Genomic DNA, 19283 nt, shown 5'->3' with positions numbered 1-19283 from the left:
TCTTATTATGACACTTTTTCTTATTATTTATATGTAGAAAGAGTGGGGTACCCATGGCAGACGTAAAAGAAACATTACTCACCGCCGAAGGTTTAAAGAAGTTAGAAGAAGAATTAGCGTACTATAAATCTGTACGCCGTATTGAAGTATCAGAACGTATTAAAACTGCTATTGAATATGGCGATATCAGTGAAAACTCTGAATATGATGATGCAAAAAATGAACAAGCTTTTATTGAAGGTCATATTGTAGAGTTAGAGAATAAGATTAACACTGCGAAGATCATCGATGAATCTGTAAAAGGTGACGTTGTATCTGTAGGTAGTAAAGTTACTGTACTTGACACTATGTACAACGATGAATTGGAATATGTTATCGTTGGTTCCTCTGAAGCGGATCCATTTAACAATCGTATCTCTAATGAATCTCCTGTAGGTAAAGCTATTTTGGGTAAACGTAAGGGCGATGAAGTAGAGGTTTCCACACCAGATGGTCCTGTAACATTCAAAGTGTTAGCAATCGAATAATTTACAATTACCGACAAAGAGGCGATAACATGAGTGAAGAAATTAAAAATATACAAGAAGAGCTGAATGAGCAAATGCAAATTCGCCGCGATAAATTAGCCGAATATCAAGCTGATGGTATTTACCCATTTGGACAACGTTTTGTCGTAAAAGATTACGCAAAAGATATTAAAGAAGACTTCTTCTTGAAATATGATGGCCAGCCTGTAGTTATTGCAGGTCGTTTGATGACAATCCGTTCCCATGGTAAAACGGCATTTGCGAATATTCGTGATAAATCTGGTGATATTCAAGTATACTTCCGTAAAGATGTATTGGGCGAAGAAGCTTATAAATACGTTAAAATGCTTGATATCGGTGATATCATCGGCGTAGAAGGTCACGTATTTAAAACGCATACCGGTGAAGTTACCATTAAAGTTAACAAATTAACATTGTTATCTAAGTCTTTACGTCCACTACCAGAAAAATGGCATGGATTAAAGGATACAGAACTTCGTTACCGTCAACGTTATGTTGATTTGATTGTAAATCCTGAAGTGCGTGATACATTTGTAAAACGCTCTCAAATCGTTGCTAAGATTCGCGAATACATGATGCGTGATGGCTTCATGGAAGTGGAAACACCGATGATGCATGCTATCCCTGGTGGGGCTGCTGCACGTCCATTTATCACTCACCATAATGCGCTTGATATCGATATTTACATGCGTATTGCACCAGAATTGTATCTCAAACGTTTAATCGTTGGTGGTATGGACCGCGTGTTCGAAATGAACCGTTGCTTCCGTAACGAAGGTATCGATAATCGTCATAATCCAGAATTTACTACTATCGAATCGTACCAAGCTTATGGCGATGTAGAGGATGCGATTCGCTTAACAGAAAATCTTGTGTCCTACTGTGCTCAAGAAGTACTTGGTACACAAGAAATTACATACCAAGGTACAGAAATTAATTTGACTCCTCCTTGGAATCGTATCACAATGGCTGAAGGTGTAAAAAAATACACTGGTGAAGATTTTGATGCAGTCACAACTATAGAAGAAGCTCGTGCTATTGCTGATCGCTTAAATGTAGAATACACAGAAAATGATGGTATTGGTAAAATCTTAAATCTTTGCTTCGAAGATTATGTAGAAGAAAACTTGATTCAGCCAACTATCGTATATGGTCATCCTAAAGAGATTTCTCCACTTGCTAAAGCAAGTCGTGAAAATCCATTGGCTACAGAACGTTTTGAAGCTTTCATCTATGGTCGTGAATTGGCAAATGGCTTCTCCGAGTTAAATGATCCAATCGACCAAAAACAACGTTTCTTGGATCAATTGAAAGAACGCGAAGCGGGTGACGATGAAGCTCATCGAATGGATGAGGATTTCGTTACTGCTCTTGAGTACGGCTTGCCTCCAACAGCTGGTCTTGGTGTTGGTATCGACCGTCTTGTTATGTTCTTAACAGACTCTGCATCTATTCGAGATGTATTATTGTTCCCGTTGATGAAACCAGAAGCTCCTAAGCATTTTGAAGCTGAAGAAGCAGAATAATAATCGACACTATTAAGGCTCCCTATTCTTTGAGTAGGGAGCTTTTTATATATTTATGAAATAGTTAGTATCATATAAAAATCATTTTAAACCTGTTACTACGATACTGCCTTTAAATATGTATTGAAACATGAATGCTATATGTAATTTTATACGATGGATTAATGGAGTGGTTAATATGTTGAGCTCCTGTAGCAGTCTATAAGTATATAACAAAATTAACGATATAAAGTCTATAGAAAATAATTTCTAGGATAAAAAATAGTTTATGATTATTCATCAATTGTTATTGACAGTGTATAAAAATAATTTTATACTAAGTGTGAGATGTGGTATTTACATAATATATATGATATAAATTCATGCATATAAAGTTTTTCTTATTTATCTTTGCTTTATCGAATCTGAATGTGATGATATAGATTAACTGTATAGAACTACTACATACCTTGTATAACCTTGACGGGATGGGTCAAGTCTCTCTAGCGTGAACCGAGATTTACGGCTACAAGAGCTTATTTATGATGCTCTTGTAGCCGTTTTTTATTTAACTAAATTTATATTTCTAAAAGTTTAGGAGGTAAGTGCGATGAGTTCAATGGATTATGAAAGAGGTAATCAAGCCAATGGTTGTCTTGATCGGTTTTTCAAGTTAACCAAACATGGAACATCAGTAAAGACTGAGATTTTTGCGGGTATTACAATGTTTATTGCATCAGTATACATTCTGGCAGTAATACCCAATCTATTATCTGTATCAGGAATGCCTCATGGTAGTGCTGTAGCGGCTGTAATTTTAACAACTGCCTTTGCGACAATGCTAATAGGTTTTGTTGCTAATGTTCCAGTTATCGTAGCACCTGGACTTGGCCTAAGTGCATTTTTCTCGTATACCATTTGTGGTGCTATGGGCCTTAGTTGGCAAACTGCATTAGGTGCCGTTTTTATTTCCGGTACAGTTTTTGTTATTTTAACAGTTACTAAAGTTCTTAATAAAATAGTAGATGGTATTCCACAAGTGCTGAAAACCTCTATTGGCGTAGGTATTGGTTTATTCGTTGCCTTCATTGGCTTTAAAAATGCTCATATAATTATTTCTGATAATGCTACATTTGTAACCCTTGGGAACATGAAAGATCCTGCAGTACTATTAACATTGTTAGGCTTGTTTATTACAAGTATTTTATTAGCTAAGCAGGTTAAGGGTGGATTGTTAATTGGTATGGCCTTCACTACGATTTTGGCTATGGTGTTAGGTTTGACTAAGGTTCCTATATCTAGTTCGGATATCTTTAACTTGGTACCACCATTTCCAGTAGACACATTTGGTCAACTTGATGTAATGAGTGCTATTGGGTATGGCTTTTTCTCCATTATCTTCTCCATTACTATTGTGGATATGTTCGATAATATCGGTACATTGATTGGTGTAACGAGAAAAGCAAACTTAGTAAATGAAGAAGGGAAATTTGAAGGTTTGAATCGTGCCTTGCTATGTACGTCTATTGGTGCCGCAGCAGGTGCCGTTGTAGGTACCTCTACAGTTACTTCTTATATTGAAAGTGCGGCAGCCGTTGCTGATGGTGGTCGCACAGGTCTTACGGCAGTAGTAACTGGCCTTTTATACTTGGTATCTTTATTCTTTGCACCATTGTTCTTATTGGTACCGGTACAAGCGACTGCACCTGTACTGATTACTATTGGCGTATTTATGATGAGTGAGGTAACGCATATTGATTTTACTGATTTCACGGAAGCATTGCCTGCGTTCTTAACAATTCTTCTTATGCCATTAACATTTAGTATTGCTCAAGGTTTATCCTTTGGTTTTATTTCTTATACATTAATTAAATTGGCCACAGGTCGTCATCATGAAATTCATCCTATTATGTACATCATGACTGTGGCGTTCATCATTCACTTTGCTATTTAAATAGCATATACTATGAATCATATAGCATAGTCTATTAAACGAAAATCTAGCGTAGTATATGGGCGCAGTACTTTAGGGCTCTAATCACGCGAGGAGGTTATATGAATTCAACGATTATTTTAAAAGGAAATATATTATATACACCGAATCCATCAGCACTTGTATCTATTCAACAGGGTTATGTTATTGCTGTAGATGGGGTGGTTGTTCATTGTGGTGAAAGTATTCCTACAGTTTATACAGAGTATGATGTTGTTGATTACGGTGATAATCTCATTATTCCTGGTTTTGTGGATACTCATGCGCATGCACCACAATATTGTAATCGTGGACTTGGTATGGATAAGGAACTGTTACCATGGCTTGAAACTTATACATTTCCTGAAGAGGCAAAATTTATTGATCCTGACTATGCTCGTCTAGTATATGGTGCCTTTGTTCACGATTTATGGCGCAATGGTACGACGAGAAGTATTTTGTTTGGCACAATCCATAAAGACAGTACATTGGTGTTGATGGAGCTTTTACAAAAAGCAGGATTGTCAGCTTATGTGGGCAAGGTAAACATGGACCGTAATAGTCCGGAATTTTTGATTGAAGAAACGAATCAATCATTAGCTGATACTAAAGTATGGTTAGATGCATCAGCTCAATTTGGACCTTTAGTTAAACCTATTATTACACCGCGCTTTGTACCATCTTGTACGAGTGAACTCATGACAGGACTTGCTAAATTAACGAAAGAATACGATGTTCCTGTTCAATCTCATTTGTCGGAAAATCACGGCGAAATTGATTGGGTCGCATCATTACATCCTGAGTCGTCAAACTATACAGATGTGTACTATGAACATCATTTGATGGGTACCGTGCCAACTGTAATGGCCCATTGCATTCATTTGAGTGACGTAGAAATGGATCGCATGGCTGAAACGCAGACCATGGTATCTCATTGTCCATATTCGAATGTAAATCTTTCTAGCGGAATTGCACCGATTCGTAAGCTGATTGAGCGGAATATACCAATTGGTTTAGGCTCCGATATTTCTGGTGGACATATTGTATCGATGGCAAAGGTCCTTACTGAAGCTATTGGTCTATCGAAAATGAAATGGGCTGAAGTAGACCCAAACTATGCACCTCTTACCTTGAGTGAAGCCTTCTATATGGCTACCAAGGGTGGTGGACAATTTTTTGGCCACGTTGGAAGCTTTGAAAAAGGCTATGAATTAGATGCCCTTATTATCGATGATACGTCCCTATTCGACCTAAATGAACGTTCTTTGGAAGAGCGTTTAGAGCGCTGGCTATATGTAGGGGATGATCGTCATATTATTGAACGCTATGTAGCTGGTCGCGTAGTTCCGAGTCCAAAAGGGTAAAGTTTATATCTTACAGAAAAAAATACTGATATATTTAAAGCAGCTAGTTTGTATACCCTTCAAACTAGCTGCTTTTTGGTGCCTCTTTCAGAAACTGACCGAGGTGTTAGATAAACTTTTGATTATGGTTTATGGTAGGTTTTATAGGCTTCCTGTTTATATTATTGAACAGGGCGATTTTGCTCATCAATTCACTTGGTGTATAATAAAAAAATGTACAAATTAAGAAAGTGGGGGTCTTAATGGATATATTAGGAGCAAGACGCTCTATTGAACAAAAGCTACTAATGCAATCTGTTGCTTTGATGGCGCTAGTTGCGGTGAGCGGTACTGTAATGGGGATTGTGACAGGATCTAGTGCAGTGTTGTTAGATGGGGTATTTTCCTTCGTTGATGTTGTTATTAAGATTATGATGCTTATGACAGCTAAGTTAGTTGCTAGAGAAACGAGTAAGCGATTCCAATTCGGTTTTTGGCAATTTGAACCTCTGGTGCTCGCCGTGGAGGGCTTTTTTATTCTTCTCATAGTAATTTATGCCTTATCTAGTGGGATTACAGATCTTTTATCTGGTGGACGTCACGTAGACTTCGGACCAGCTATTTTCTATGCTATATTCTTTACTGTTGCAGATACTGCTTACTATCTTTATGTACGTCGTATTAATAAAAGTTTACAGTCTAACTTGATTAAATTTGATAATGTAAGCTGGTATGTCGATGCTTTGTTAGAAGCGGCTATCTTGATTAGTTTCGTTGTAGCTACTATGCTAGAAGGTACTGAATATGCTAGATGGGCTACCTATATTGACCCTATTGTATTAATTATTTTAGCGGTACAGATGATACCCTCTGCATTTCGTATCATTGTGCCATCCATGAAACAAATATTGGGATGGGCACCGACTTCATTGCATAATGAAGTGCAAGAAATTATGGATCGCTTTATGGAAAAGTATAATTTTAAAGATTATGTGACGAGCGTGCAAGTATACGGCAATACTCGAATCATTGAAATTGATATTTTAGTTCCTAAAAGTTTTCCATATCAAACCATTGCTGAAATTGATGCTATTCGCAATGAAATTGACCAAGAAATCGGCGGTAACCCAACGGAAAAATGGGTGACCATTTCTTTTACAGGCACGCGTAAATGGATGGCAAAAGATTATTTGCTAGATGAAGAAGAGGATGAATAATATAAAATATTGATGAGAAGTCTAGTATATAGCACATAATTTAATGATAAATACACCAATATATGGTATACTTAAACGTATTGAATATATTGTGCGTAACATAGTTGGAAAATGAGGTTTATAGTATGTTAGATTTAAAATTTGTCCGTGAAAATATTGATTTAGTGCAACAAAATTTAGATAATCGTCATACAAAAGGCGATCTGAAAACCTTTGTATCCGCTTATGATGAACGTCGTCAATTGATCGGCCAAGTAGAAGAATTAAAAGCACTTCGCAATTCTGTAACAGAAGAAATTAGCAAATTAAAACGCAACAAAGAAAATGCTGATGAAAAAATCGCAGAAATGAAAAAAGTAGGTGATGAGATTGCTGAGCTTGATAACCGTATTCGCGAAGTAGAAACAAAATTGCGCGATGCGGCATTGATGTTGCCAAATATGTGTGATGCATCTGTTCCTGTAGGTGCCGATGAAGATGAAAATGTGGAGCAACGCAAATGGGGTGAACCACGTCAATTTGATTTTGATGTACAGGCTCATTGGGATTTAGGTGAAAACCTCGATATCCTTGATTTCAACCGTGCAGGCAAAATGAGCGGTGCTCGCTTTACTGTGTATAAGGGGTTAGGGGCTCGTTTGGAACGGGCTCTTATCAACTTCATGGTGGATCTTCATGTAGATAAACATGGCTATACTGAAATGATGACTCCATATATGGTAACGCGTGAAACTTTGACGGGCACTGGGCAATTGCCTAAATTTGCTGAAGATATGTACCATGTAGAGGGAACGGAATATTTCTTGATTCCAACTGCTGAGGTTACATTGACTAATTATCACGGTGGTGAAATTTTGAGCGAAGAGGAATTGCCTAAATACTATACTGCATTCACCGCATGTTTCCGTGCTGAAGCGGGTTCCGCGGGGCGTGATACTCGTGGCCTTATTCGACAACATCAATTTAACAAAGTTGAAATGGTTAAATTAGCTAAACCAGAAGATTCTTTCAAAGAATTAGAAACATTAACAGATAATGCAGAAGAAGTATTGCGCTTATTAGAATTACCGTTCCGTGTTATCACTCTGTGCACAGGTGATATGGGCTTTGGTTCTGCTAAAACCTATGATGTAGAGGTGTGGATGCCTGCACAAGGCAAGTATAGAGAAATTTCTTCTTGCTCTAATATGACTGATTTCCAAGCTCGTCGTGCTAATATTAAATTCCGTCGTGGACCTAAGGGTAAACCGGAATTCGTTCATACATTAAATGGATCTGGCCTTGCAGTAGGGCGTACAGTAGCTGCTATCTTGGAAAACTATCAACAAGCCGATGGGTCCGTTGTAATTCCAAAAGTTCTCGTGCCATACATGGGTGGCGTTGAAGTGATTTCACCGGCTAAATAAGAGGGGGCATTTTATGAGATTCTTTATTGATACAGCAGAATTTGATGAGATTAAAGAGGCCTATGACTTTGGTTTTATTGATGGCGTAACTACGAACCCATCGCTTATCGTGAAAGCTAAACGCGATTTGAAACAAGTTATTTCTGAAATTGCAAACCTTGTTGATGGACCTGTTAGCGCAGAGGTCATTTCCTCTGATGTAGAAGGCATGGTGGCGGAAGCACATGACCTTGTGAAATTAGGCTCTAATGTGGTTATTAAAGTTCCTATGACTCCAGAAGGCCTTAAAGCCGTTGCTATTTTGAGCAAAGAAGGCATTAAAACGAATGTGACTTTGATTTTTTCTGCAAACCAAGCCTTATTAGCTGCTCGTGCAGGTGCAAGTTATGTGAGTCCATTTGTGGGTCGTATTGATGATATCAGCATGGATGGTCTTACATTGATTCAAGATATTGCAGATATTTTCGCTATTCATGAAATTGAAACTGAAATTATTGCTGCAAGTGTGAGAACTCCGCTACATATTATTCAATGTGCTAAAGCAGGTGCTCATATTGCAACTGTTCCATTTAAAGTACTCATGCAAGCTATGAAACATCCGTTGACTGATGCAGGACTTGCAAAATTTATGGAAGATTGGAAACAAGCTAATCAATAAGTTAGAGACTCTAGGTAAGAGTCATATCAATACATAGAGGACTTATAAGGAGGCCCATTATGGATCGTACATTATCTTTGGAATTTGCTCGTGTCGTTGAAGCCGCAGCTTTGCGTAGCGGTCGTTTGCTTGGCCGCGGGCAAAAGGATGCAGCCGATGGTCTTGCTGTAGATGCTATGCGTCAAGCGTTTGATTCTGTTCGCATTTCTGGTACTGTGGTTATCGGAGAAGGCGAAATTGATGAAGCTCCTATGCTTTATATCGGAGAACACGTAGGTGCTGGCGGACCAGAAGTAGATATCGCCGTTGATCCTATTGAAGGGACAAACTTGATTGCTAAAGGTCAAAATGGTGCTATTGCAGTTATGGCGATTGCAGAAAAAGGTGGTTTGTTACATGCACCGGATATGTACATGGAGAAACTTTGTGTTGGTCCTCGAGGTGCAGGTGCTATCGATATTACGAAATCTTTGACCGAAAATATCAAAAATGTAGCGGCTAAAATGGAACGTAATGTAGATGAAATCACGTTGGTTATGCTTGATCGTGAGCGTCATCAAGGCTTAATGAAAGAGGCTCGTGAAGTAGGGGCTCGTATTATGCTCATTTCTGATGGTGATGTTAATCCAGCTATGGAATGTTGTATCGAAGGTTCTGGGGTGCACATGGTTGTAGGTACTGGTGGTGCACCTGAAGGTGTATTAGCGGCTGCAGCCTTAAAATGTGTAGGCGGCGATATGCAAGCTCGCTTAAAACCAGAAACGGAAGAAGAAATTCGTCGTTGCCATGAAATGGGCATTGCCGATGTAAACCAAGTGCTCACATTAAATGATTTAGTTCGTACTGATGATGTTATCTTTGCGGCTACTGCTATTACACGTGGTAACTTATTAAATCCAATTCAATATTTCCCAGGTGGTGCGCGTACACATACTATTGTGATGCGGTCTAAAACTGGTACGGTTCGTTTCCTTGATACAGTGCATATGGATCATAAACTTAAAACATTAAAAGCAAAATAAGAATAAAGCCCTGAAATATACTTAAAAATTGGACATAAATTTTTGAGATATATTCAGGGCTTTTTTTTTCTTTGTATTTTCTCTCATTCTCTTGATGAGATATATCGAAAAATAGTATAATAACATTTAGTATATGACGTTATAAATACAAGGTCTTGTAGCTTATACAAGATGAACGATATAAAGTGTAGGAGGAATTCTGTTGGAAAAGTTAATCATTCAAGGTGGCAATCGATTGGAAGGACGTGTACGTGTTAGTAGTGCTAAAAATGCAGTACTCCCTATTATTGCCGGTACTTTGCTAGCATCAACGCCTAGTAAATTGCTTGAAATTCCAAATTTAGAAGATGTAGGCACGATTTGCCAAGTTATCGAGTCTTTGGGGGTTAAAATCACTCGTAATAATGCAGATGGTGAAATTGTTTTCGATGCTTCTACATTGACTGCTACGGAAGCTCCTTATGAACTTGTGCGTAAAATGCGTGCATCCTTCCTTGTCATGGGTCCACTTTTGGCTCGTAAAGGGGAGGCTAAAATCTCAATGCCTGGTGGATGTGCTATCGGTGCACGTCCCATTGATCTTCATTTAAAAGCATTTGAAGCATTAGGTGCAAAAATTGAAATTACTGAAGATTATGTATATGCTCATGCTCCGGAAGGACTTAAAGGGACTCAAATTTATTTGGATTTCCCAAGTGTGGGGGCTACAGAGAATGTAATTATGGCTGCTTCTATGGCGGAAGGTAAAACCGTTATCGAAAATGCTGCAGAAGAGCCTGAAATTGTTGATTTAGCTACATTCTTAAATGCTATGGGTGCTAATATTCGCGGAGCTGGTACAAATGTGATTCGTATTGAAGGTGTACCTCAATTACACGGTGCTATTCATACAGTTATTCCTGATCGTATTGAAGCTGGTACATATTTAATCGCTGCTGCTATGGCAGGTGGTGATGTATTCGTAGAAAATGCATTGCCAGAACATCTAAAACCAGTAGTGGCTAAATTAAAGGAAGCTGGTGTAACAGTAGAGGAAGAAATCGACGGCATTCGCGTTATCAGTAGTGGTAAAGGCATTAAAGCTGTCGATATTAAAACTTTGCCATATCCTGGATTCCCAACAGATATGCAAGCTCAATTCATGGCTCTTACCACGATTGCGGAAGGCACTAGTACAGTAACAGAAACTGTATTTGAAAATCGTTTTATGCATGTTGCTGAACTTCGTAAAATGGGGGCGCATATTGACATCGATAATCGTCAAGCTATTGTCGAAGGTATGCCAAGCTTACACGGGGCTATAGTGAATGCTACTGACCTGCGTGCTGGAGCGGCGCTGGTATGCGCTGCATTGACTGCGGAAGGTAGAACAGAAGTCGGTCGTTTACATCATATTGACCGAGGTTATGATGATTTTGTAGGTAAATTGCAAAGGTTAGGTGCTGATATTGTTCGGGTTGACGAATAAGAGTACACAGCCAAAACAAAATAAAAAGAAAAGAAGCCGGCGCTCTAAAGGGCCGGCTTTATACAACGAGCAACAGAACTTAGGTGCTGCAAAGGTTGAGAATTCGAAAGCGAGTACTACACGTAAACCATTGAGAAGGACAAAACGTAAGTCTACTAAGCTTTCAAATGGCGTGGCAAAGCAAGCTAATCATTTGGCCTCCAATATGCGCGAGACCATGATTAAAGTTACAAAAATGCGCCGTGCTGAACGACGTAGTCGTGAGACTGTAGCGATTGCTAAAACAACGCCAGCCATGACATTAAAACGTTTAGTTCGACCTGAGCAAGTTGGAGATTTTATGAGTCGTTTGAATCGATCCTTAAACTTCGATTTGGGAATTGATTTAGGGACTGCAAATATCCTCATTTTTGCGAAGGGTAAAGGCTTGGTATTAGATGAACCTGCGTATATTGCACGGGATGATAAAACCGGTGATATTCTTGCTTTAGGTGAGGCTGCACGTTCTATGGTAGGCCGTACTCCAAAAGGGATTTCCGTCATCCGTCCAGTTCAAGCGGGCGTTATTGCAGATTATGATATGACAGAATTCATGTTGAAGTACTTTATTCGCTCCGTTGTACCTGCTTCTAGATTGATGAAGACGCGTATTATCGTATGTGTGCCATCAGGCATTACACCTGTAGAGAAACGCGCCATTTTAGAGGCCTTACTCAGAACCGGTGCAAAAAAGACAGTCCTTATTGAAGAGCCATTGGCTGCTGCTATGGGGACTGGTCTCAATGATGCTAAGCACGTAGGGGCGATGGTTGTCGATGTTGGCGGTGGCACTACGGATATTGCCGTTCTTTGTGATACGGGTGTGGTTGTAAGTGAATCACTTCGCATCGGTGGAGATTCTTTTAATGAATCTATTATCCGTTATATCCGCCGTAAGAAGCGCCTCGTTATTGGTCCGCTAACGGCAGAGAAAATTAAAATTTCTGTAGGGACTGTGGATCGTCGTGCAAAGGAGCGTACGATTGAGGTACGAGGACGAGATGCAAGTTCTGGATTACCAAAGATGGTTGCGGTGAATTCTTTAGAGATTCAACGTGCTCTAGAAGCACAAGTGATGAATGTTTTGGAAGGCGTTAAGTCCATTCTAGAAAAAACTCCACCAGAACTTGTGGCCGCTATCAATGATCATGGTATCATTCTTACTGGTGGTGGCGCGCTCATCGATGGATTAGACCGTGTTATCACACGTTCTATTGGAATCGCGGCATACCTTGTAGAATCTCCAAGATATGCAGTAATTAAAGGTGTTGCAAAGGCTTTAGATGAAATGTCACAGCTTCGTGATACATTAGATGAGTTACAATAATATAGTTACAATAATATACCATGATGATGTAAGCTTAAATTGACGAGGTTATGGTCTACAGTTATTCTATTTTATGTATGGAGTATCTTTAGACTGTAACCTCGTTTTTCGTTTATTTTTTTGAATTTTTCATCTTTATGCTGTATACTATAGTAAAAGTATATTGCGTAAAATTGATGTAATGATATAAGGCCATTATTATGGTTTGTAGCTATAGAGGAATTAAAGATGAAACGATATCTGTATATGACTTTTGCTGTTTTAGGTCTACTGGGTAGTACCGTTCCTCATGCTGAGGCCGGTAATTTAACAGGGGTGCGCGTATCTAATCATGAAGGTACAAGCCGAATTGTTTTAGATGTATCTGAAATGCCTGTATCTTGGACTCAATCCTATAATGAAGAAACACATGCTCTTACATTGAACTTAGGGGGTACTACAAATGGTTTAACTGGCCCCATATCACAAAATGATAAAAAAACGGGAGTTCTTAAAGGCATTGGCTTACAACCGGTTAATGGGGCCTTACGAGTAACATTAACAGCGAATAAGGATGTACAACATCATGAGTTTGCATTAGAAAAGCCTTCGCGTATAGTAGTGGATTTATTTTCTGGCTATGCGCAACAGACTACAAAAGATGTAAATAAATCTGTAACGTATAGCAAAATTAATAACACCGTAGCTGAAGGGAAAATTCAAGCCTTTGCATTGACCGTAGATAATGATTCACCTATGGTGGTGGCGCATGTTCCAGAAGGTAAACCATTATCTTCTGTTACTCAAGCTCATACAGCTATCATTGGAGCAAAGGTAAAAGGGGGCAGTTTTGAACGACCTTACTCAGTGACGAGTGATGGAGCCATTGATTTAGAGCGTATTTCTAATCGTGGTACGTTACGATATACGCCTAATAGAGGATACTTTATAGAAGAGAAAAAACCTTTACTTCAAGCTAAAACAAAGAATGAGAGTTTTGTAATCACCTCCGTTGATACGGTTCGTAAAGAGAATGCCTTGACCCTTTATACGTCAACTTATGGTCCTTCTACAAAGACCAATGAATATGGTTATGAAGTGACTGTAGCTAATGGCAAGGTTATTAGTAAACAAAAGGGAAATTCTAAAATTGGGGAAAACCAATACGTATTGTCTGGTCATGGCGAATCTGGAAGCGCTTTACGTAAATTAAAAGTTGGAACACCTATTACGATTCAAAATAGAGAAGAACTTGCTCAAGTTAGTACTACCGGTGGGGCTAGTTTAGAAGTGGGCACTATGGTGATGAAAGGCGGTCGCTATGTAGGAGCTGATGAATCTAATAACAAAGGTCGTAGTTTCATTGGAACCACAAAGGAACATGATTTAGTTGTGCTAACAGTTGATAAATCCGAACTTCAATCTGTAGGTGTGACTCAAAAAGAAGGAGCTCAGTTATTGTCTAAATTAGGTGTTGTTGATGGCGCTGAATTATCAAATCAAGGTAGCATTGATATAGTTATCAATGATGATTATGTACACAAATCTTCTGCACCTATGAGTTATGAGGATATAGTAATCATAAAATAGATTCGTTGCATACAATTTTGTTTGAAATATTACTAATAATTTAGTATACTATAAATACATAACTAATTTTGTAAAAGGAGGGATCGTTATGAAAAGAGTAGTGTTAGCTTTAGCTGCATTAGGCATTTTAAGTGTTAGCTCTGTAATGGCGGCCCCTGTATCATACCAAAGTGTATTAACAGGTAAAGTTGCTTCTACAGTTTCTGTTGGTACTTCTGTAACAGAAGGCCAAACATTGGTGACTGTAGAGACATTGGCTGGTCCTATGGCTGCTGCTAAATCTACTGTAACTGGTACTGTAACGGCGGTTAATGTTACAGTGGGTTCAGACGTTTCTCGTGATCAAATCGTTGTCACTGTAGAAAGTAAATAAAGGAGAGAAGGAATGAAGTTTTCTCATTCTTGGCGTCGGTATAGAAAAGCGATACTGGCGCTTTTCTTCTGTACTTCACTTACAACTGCACAGGCTATTGATTTTATGCCTGTCAATGATGTAACAACAGGTATGGAAGGTATTGCAAAAACTGTAATCGTAGGGGATACTATTTCCACCTTTGATGTAAAGGTACTGGGTGTCATGAAGGATAAGGGACCATCTGGTCATCTTATTTTAGCCAAGTTTTCCGGCCCCGTTATGGATCAAACTGGTGGCATTGCGCATGGTATGAGTGGTAGCCCTGTATATATAAATGGTAAACTCGTTGGGGCTGTTGCTTATGGCTGGGGGTTTGCGGATGGTACGATAGGTATGATTACTCCTATTGAGGATATGGTCAAACTATGGAATATACCATATGAGAAAAACTTATCTAAACCTTGGGATGATACACAATTGATTCCTTTAGGTACTCCACTTATGGCATATGGCTTCGATGCGGCATCAATGGAATACTTTAAATCGAAGTTACCACAATATAAATATGAAACATATGACACCGCAAGTGCTAGTGGTGATGAAATTGCAAAACCTTTAGAAGCTGGTGGCTCAGTAGCGGCTTTGCTAGTTGATGGTGACCTTAAATTGGGCGCTATTGGTACTGTTACTCATGTAGATGGTGAAAAGGTTGTTGCCTTTGGTCATCCATTCTTAAAACATGGTTCTTCTAACTATTTTATGCACAATGCAAGTATCTTTACCGTTGTAAAAAGCTATAATGCTGCCTTTAAGCTTGGCTCTATGGGTAAAGAGATTGGCTCTGTTACCGAAGATAGAGGTGCCGGTATTGCAGGTGTATCAGGCGTGATTTCGCCAGGTATTCCATTGCGATTCCATTTAAAGGATATTGATATGGGCCGTGATAGAACTAGTTCCGTCAAGGTTATTGAAGATGGTGAAATGACACCAACTTTAGCAGCTACAGCCTTATACAATATGTTGAATAAAACATTGGATCGCAGTGGCTCTGGTACGGCTACAATTTCTTATACTATTACGCCAAAAGGGAAAGAACATAAGCCATTAACGCGGACAAATATGTTCTACAGCTCTGATTCCATTAGTGAAAAAGCAGTTGATGAATTTTATAATGTCATTGATGTTCTTATGAACAATCGATTCATCAACTATGAAATTTCGGATATTTCGGTTGAAACAAACGTAACGAAAGATAAGAAAACAGCAAAGCTTATCGATGCTTCTGCTTCGTCTACTGTAGTTTCTCCTGGGGATACTATCGTAGTAGATGTAACATTAGAGCCGTTCCGCGGTGAAAAGGTTATTAAACAAATTTTCTTTAAGGTACCTGAAGATCAAGCTATTGGTAAGTATACCTTAGAGGTGCGTGGCGGGGGCGAGATTCCATTGCCATACGTATTGGAAAAACAGAAATATAATTTAACAGATGAAATTTTACGCCGTTTGAAAGTTCATAAAGATTTTGATGAGCTTTATGATGAAATTCAAAAGACAGATACAAATAATCAAATCGTTGTAGAATTTTTGGAAGATGGTATCAGCTTAGTTGATGAAGATGGCTCTCAATCTGTTAAAAAGGCTAAGCTTAAAGATGTGGAATCAAAACCTATGCCAGGGGATGTAAAGAAAAAAACAGGTCAAGAAGATTTGAGTTCTAGTAAGGATGATGAAAAGAAACCTGAAAAGACTGCTGTTGATACTGAGTACATTGTGCAAGGTGATGGTCAATTTACGATTCATGTAATGAAGCCTGCTGATCGGGATAAAGAATTAGCAAAACGTGTCAAAGAAGCGAAACATCAGATTAAGATGGAACGCAAGTTAGAATTGGAAGATCAATCTAAAAAAGATAAAACGGATAAAGCTGAGTCTAAAAAGGATTCTAAAAAAGAGTCGAAAGAAACCAATAAAAAAGATGAGGCTAATGCTGGTGGAACAAATACAGCTGAATAAGTTGAAACTGTAAGGGAAAGGGATAGACTGTTGAGTTGGCTAGAATCGATAGGTCGAGTCGTCATAAACGGCTTATCGCAGATGGGTAGTGCTACATTATTAGTGTGGCAAACAATAAAACAATTAAAAATGATTAATCTGTGGCATGTATTTCAACAGATGGCTCACTTAGGGGTAGACTCCTTGCCTATTATTAGCTTAACTCTACTCTTTGCTGGTGCCGTTATGACCTTACAGATTACAGATGTACTCATTACCTATGGTGCTCAAAGTACAGTAGGTGGCCTTATGGCTGTAGCTATGGGCCGTGAATTGGGCCCTATCTTAGTTGGTGTAGTATTAGCCGGCCGTGTTGGCGCAGCTATCACGGCTGAAATTGGTACAATGAAGGTAACAGAACAAATTGATGCCTTACGTGTTATGGCCGTTGACCCTGTTGGTTACCTCGTGGTACCGCGTGTAGTAGCGTGTATGATTATGGTGCCAATTTTGGCATTTTATGGTGTTGTTATCGGTATTGCCGGTGGTTACTTTGTTGCCACTGTTATCAAGGGTTTGGCGCCTAGTACATATTTAGATTCTATTCAAATGTTTTCTACCATTTCAGATTTCACCTTAGGACTTATAAAGTCTAGTGTGTTTGGTGCTGTCATTGCATTGGTAGGTGCTTATAAGGGCATGGAAACTAAAATGGGTGCAGAAGCTGTTGGTTTTTCCACTACTAGTTCTGTAGTAACTAGTATTATTCTAGTATTTGTATTAAATTACTTTTTATCTACATTGTTATTTTAGTGGATATTTTTAGAGGGATTTATGATTGAACTACGCAATGTTGTAGTTGCCTACGAGTCACGTGTGATTTTAGACTCTGTTAATCTCACTATTAATGATGGGGAGACGTTAGTTATATTAGGCGGCAGTGGTAGTGGTAAAAGTACATTACTTCGCTTATTAATAGGTTTACAACGTCCTACATCAGGGCAGATTATCGTAGATGGCACAGATATAACTACATTATCTGAAGATGAATTTAATACGGTACGAAGAAAAATGGGGATGGTATTCCAATATTCAGCTTTGTTTGATTCTATGTCGGTAGGTGAGAACGTAGCTTTTGGTTTGCGTCAACATACGAAGTTAAAGGATGACGAAATCAAACGCATTGTGGCAGAAAGACTTGATTGGGTTGGTTTAAAGGGATATGAGTCCTATATGCCTAATGAGTTATCTGGTGGTATGAAAAAGCGGGTTAGCTTAGCTCGTGCTATAGCACTAGATCCGAGTTTAATTCTTTATGATGAACCTTCATCAGGGTTAGATCCTATTACATCAGGTACGATTAGTATGCTAATTAAGGGGATGCAGAATCGGCTTGGTTGTACTTCTATCGTGGTAACACATGATATGCAGTCAGCATTTTATGTTGCTGACCGCATAGCTTTACTCGATCAGGGGCATTTTGTAGAAATTTCTGATACAATAGAATTTAAGAATTCTACAAATAAGAAGGTACAACAATTTATTCATGGTGAAGCAGAGCCGATTAACGAATCTGCGATGGGAGATATATAATGAAGTGGACGACGGAGGCCAAGGTAGGGGCTTTTACAATAATAGGTATAGTTCTATTTATTGCAGGCATACTATTTGTAGGCCGTATCGATATTTGGGCTAAACCGCAAATGACAATTACAGGTGATTTCACTCAAGTAAATGGCCTAAAAAATGGGAATCAGGTTAAATTTTCCGGCGTGGCCATCGGGACTGTTTCTGATATTGAAATTACACCGCGTGGCGTTGTGGTTAAGATGAAACTTGATGAAAAAACGCAGATTCCAAGTGACTCAATCTTTTCCTTGGGGTCAGATGGTTTTTTAGGTGATAAATTTATTCAAATTTCACCAGGACAGTCTAAAGTATATTTACAAGATGGTGACTCCGTTAAAGGTGAAGGCGTTGATGCTGTGGATAAGGCCATGCAGAGTGCACAAAAATTAATGGATGGTACTGAGAAGATGCTACAGTCTATTAATAGTATTATTGGTGATCCTGCAACTCAAAGTGCACTTAAATATTCTTTGCAATCTACAGCTGTGATGGCTGATAATGCGGTAGCTATTACACAAAATATGGCGGATGTAACGGCTCAGCTAAATCAAGCAGCACAACAGTTTAATGCTGATGGTAATGCAGGCAATGATATGCGTGCTATTTTAACTAATTTAAAACAAACTACTGATCGTGTAGATAATATGGCTCGTACCATGGAATCAACTGTAACAGATCCTAAAGCACAAGAAAATATTAAGGAGACTTTACATAATACGGCACAGATTTCAGCTCGCATCAATAAACTGATGGGCGGAAAGGCGTACCAAACGGATGTAAATGGAAATAGTGTAGAGGTTGGTATGACTGAAAAAAAGTCATCTACCAAGATTGAACCATCTGTAGATTTGTTGTATAACACAACGGATAATGAATTCCGTGTCAATGGTAGAGTACGTGCCTTTAACAATAAAGGAATGGCTGAAATTGGCCTTTCTAATATGGGTGATGATACTACTTTTGATCTGAATGCAGGTCGATTTATTAGTTCTAAATGGTTAGTGCGTGGTGGTATTTTTGAAAGTGAATTGGGTCTTGGGGTGGATTATAACCTCCGTGGTCCTGTGTCCTTATCAGCCGCGCTATATGACCTTAATCATCGTAAATATCGTATTCGTAGTGATATACGTTTGCATAAAGATACCTATGGCGTTATTCAAATGACCAGACCGTTCAGTTCTACGAATGGAGGTACCTATTTCGGTATTAAACAAGTATTCTAATGACTAACAC

At 38.7% G+C, this 19283-nt stretch carries 16 protein-coding genes; all 16 read left to right on the top strand.

What is annotated here, in order from left to right; genetic code table 11:
• The first annotated feature begins 53 nt into the window (after nucleotides 1-53).
• Nucleotides 54-527 carry a transcription elongation factor GreA gene (gene greA / locus NE668_RS07870; protein ID WP_227037923.1) on the top strand — a complete coding sequence of 158 codons (474 nt, stop codon included), beginning with the start codon at nucleotides 54-56 and terminating at the stop codon, nucleotides 525-527.
• A 29-nt stretch (nucleotides 528-556) separates the two neighbouring features.
• Nucleotides 557-2074, top strand: coding sequence for a lysine--tRNA ligase (lysS, locus tag NE668_RS07865; RefSeq protein WP_227037924.1), 1518 nt, complete (start codon nucleotides 557-559; stop codon nucleotides 2072-2074).
• 589 nt (nucleotides 2075-2663) lie between these two features.
• A complete protein-coding gene (locus NE668_RS07860; protein WP_004695433.1) occupies nucleotides 2664-4007 on the top strand; it encodes an NCS2 family permease in 1344 nt (447 codons plus the stop codon).
• Nucleotides 4008-4108: 101 nt separating this feature from the next.
• The gene (gene guaD, locus NE668_RS07855) at nucleotides 4109-5389 is read left to right on the top strand and encodes a guanine deaminase (RefSeq protein ID WP_004698462.1); all 1281 of its coding nucleotides are present in this window, start codon (nucleotides 4109-4111) and stop codon (nucleotides 5387-5389) included.
• A gap of 242 nt (nucleotides 5390-5631) precedes the next feature.
• A complete protein-coding gene (locus NE668_RS07850) occupies nucleotides 5632-6585 on the top strand; it encodes a cation diffusion facilitator family transporter (protein WP_227037925.1) in 954 nt (317 codons plus the stop codon).
• 125 nt (nucleotides 6586-6710) lie between these two features.
• Nucleotides 6711-7991 carry a serine--tRNA ligase gene (gene serS, locus NE668_RS07845; RefSeq protein ID WP_227037926.1) on the top strand — a complete coding sequence of 427 codons (1281 nt, stop codon included), beginning with the start codon at nucleotides 6711-6713 and terminating at the stop codon, nucleotides 7989-7991.
• Between the two features lie 13 nt (nucleotides 7992-8004).
• Nucleotides 8005-8649 carry a fructose-6-phosphate aldolase gene (fsa, locus tag NE668_RS07840; RefSeq protein WP_227037927.1) on the top strand — a complete coding sequence of 215 codons (645 nt, stop codon included), beginning with the start codon at nucleotides 8005-8007 and terminating at the stop codon, nucleotides 8647-8649.
• A 59-nt stretch (nucleotides 8650-8708) separates the two neighbouring features.
• The gene (gene glpX / locus NE668_RS07835) at nucleotides 8709-9671 is read left to right on the top strand and encodes a class II fructose-bisphosphatase (protein WP_004695442.1); all 963 of its coding nucleotides are present in this window, start codon (nucleotides 8709-8711) and stop codon (nucleotides 9669-9671) included.
• Nucleotides 9672-9873: 202 nt separating this feature from the next.
• A complete protein-coding gene (gene murA, locus NE668_RS07830; RefSeq protein WP_004695444.1) occupies nucleotides 9874-11139 on the top strand; it encodes a UDP-N-acetylglucosamine 1-carboxyvinyltransferase in 1266 nt (421 codons plus the stop codon).
• Nucleotides 11120-12505 carry a rod shape-determining protein gene (locus tag NE668_RS07825; RefSeq protein ID WP_038125913.1) on the top strand — a complete coding sequence of 462 codons (1386 nt, stop codon included), beginning with the start codon at nucleotides 11120-11122 and terminating at the stop codon, nucleotides 12503-12505. Before murA ends, NE668_RS07825 begins: the two co-directional genes overlap by 20 nt.
• Nucleotides 12506-12733: 228 nt before the next feature.
• On the top strand, nucleotides 12734-14074 hold the full coding sequence (locus tag NE668_RS07820) for a phosphodiester glycosidase family protein (RefSeq protein WP_227037928.1): 1341 nt from the start codon (nucleotides 12734-12736) through the stop codon (nucleotides 14072-14074).
• Between the two features lie 88 nt (nucleotides 14075-14162).
• Nucleotides 14163-14447, top strand: coding sequence for a biotin/lipoyl-containing protein (locus NE668_RS07815; protein WP_004695449.1), 285 nt, complete (start codon nucleotides 14163-14165; stop codon nucleotides 14445-14447).
• A gap of 12 nt (nucleotides 14448-14459) precedes the next feature.
• Nucleotides 14460-16442, top strand: coding sequence for a SpoIVB peptidase S55 domain-containing protein (locus NE668_RS07810; RefSeq protein WP_227037929.1), 1983 nt, complete (start codon nucleotides 14460-14462; stop codon nucleotides 16440-16442).
• 30 nt (nucleotides 16443-16472) lie between these two features.
• Nucleotides 16473-17234, top strand: coding sequence for an MlaE family ABC transporter permease (locus NE668_RS07805; protein WP_004695453.1), 762 nt, complete (start codon nucleotides 16473-16475; stop codon nucleotides 17232-17234).
• Between the two features lie 21 nt (nucleotides 17235-17255).
• Complete coding sequence (locus NE668_RS07800) at nucleotides 17256-18014, top strand: ABC transporter ATP-binding protein (protein WP_004695454.1); 759 nt, start codon at nucleotides 17256-17258, stop codon at nucleotides 18012-18014.
• Nucleotides 18014-19273, top strand: coding sequence for an MlaD family protein (locus NE668_RS07795; protein ID WP_024061015.1), 1260 nt, complete (start codon nucleotides 18014-18016; stop codon nucleotides 19271-19273). Before NE668_RS07800 ends, NE668_RS07795 begins: the two co-directional genes overlap by 1 nt.
• The last annotated feature ends 10 nt before the right edge of the window (nucleotides 19274-19283 follow it).

Origin of the sequence: Veillonella parvula (assembly GCF_024461875.1) — a bacterium.
Lineage (GTDB): Bacteria > Bacillota > Negativicutes > Veillonellales > Veillonellaceae > Veillonella > Veillonella parvula_I.
The sequence above is the reverse complement of the archived record's forward strand: the minus strand, read 5'-3'. Positions and strand labels throughout refer to the sequence as shown.